Here is a 1,030-nt window from a genome sequence, read left to right as displayed (position 1 = left end):
CGAATGGATTCAGGAGCATATTGGTTCACTTTCCTCTTTCTTACATCAGGGCATTTTCCCGGATTTTTTTGGTGCCGTCGACGACTGGAAGGCCAGTGATAGCACTAAATGGAAAATCGCCATGGTTTCTCTGGACAGAAATAAAACCGATACACGTTTCTATATCTCCAGCAATGGCATGATCAGACTCATTACTCAGGCAAATATTACAAATATCATTCTCAGAAATAACGATATTTTGATGGTGGATAAAAATCGCAGCATTTTTACCCTCCAACTTTCGTTCCGTGCGGTGAAGATGCCTGACAGATGTATCATCACCACACAGGGTAACGAGGCAGATGGAAGCCAGATGGTTTTACACGGAATTGAACGATTAAAATAATTCCCGGTCAGTTCATCTAAGCCGAAAAATGAATTTTAAAGGATTAAGGTTCAGTGACTTGGCATGCAAACTTATTTTTACAGCCATATTTTTATCTCTAAGATAATTACAAGCTATCCCTATGCGCTTAGGCGTACAGGGTAAAAACCCTCCCTGCATGTAGTCAAAGGCCTTTGCACGTAACGATGAACCGACCAGCCCTGCATTAATAACCCGACCAACTATATCGGCACAATTCTTCCCCACAGTACGAAATGAGGATCCCCCTTGTTTATGGCAAATGTCATACCAGGCCATTTTCATCATGTGCTCATTCAGATTCATTAATCCGTAAATCACATCGGGGAGCCCGCCTTCAGCATAGGCATCAGATCGGTAAGTGGTTAAATCGGCATTTCCATGAGCGCTTATTCTGGAAGGAAATTTACCGAACAAGACTTTTTTAGCGTCTCCTGCCTCTGGCCACCAACTGACATAAAGGCTGGTTTCTAAAATATCACCAATAAACATTGACGCATGACCTGCACTCCCTGCATGCGGATACCAGATTAATACCCAGGCACTATATCGTGAGCTTGTTTCTGGTGTGAAGGTGCGTATTTTCACAAAATCTCGTAATTCTCTTATATCCGTTGCGTCCATTGC

2 protein-coding genes are annotated in these 1,030 nt (G+C 42.7%); one reads left to right on the top strand and one right to left on the bottom strand.

Features of this window, described 5'->3' with window-relative positions:
* Positions 1-385, top strand: a 385-nt coding sequence (locus J1785_RS00775; protein ID WP_217218574.1) for a hypothetical protein, incomplete at its 5' end; no start/stop codon positions are given.
* A 12-nt stretch (positions 386-397) separates the two neighbouring features.
* Here the strand turns inward: J1785_RS00775 and J1785_RS00770 are convergent.
* Positions 398-1,030 (bottom strand): hypothetical protein (locus J1785_RS00770; protein ID WP_217218573.1); only part of this gene is annotated, 633 nt, incomplete at its 5' end.

The organism is Rahnella perminowiae, from assembly GCF_019049755.1.
Taxonomy (GTDB): Bacteria; Pseudomonadota; Gammaproteobacteria; order Enterobacterales; family Enterobacteriaceae; genus Rahnella; species Rahnella perminowiae.
Note: the sequence above shows the minus strand (reverse complement) of the source record. Positions and strands in the feature narration are given on the sequence as shown.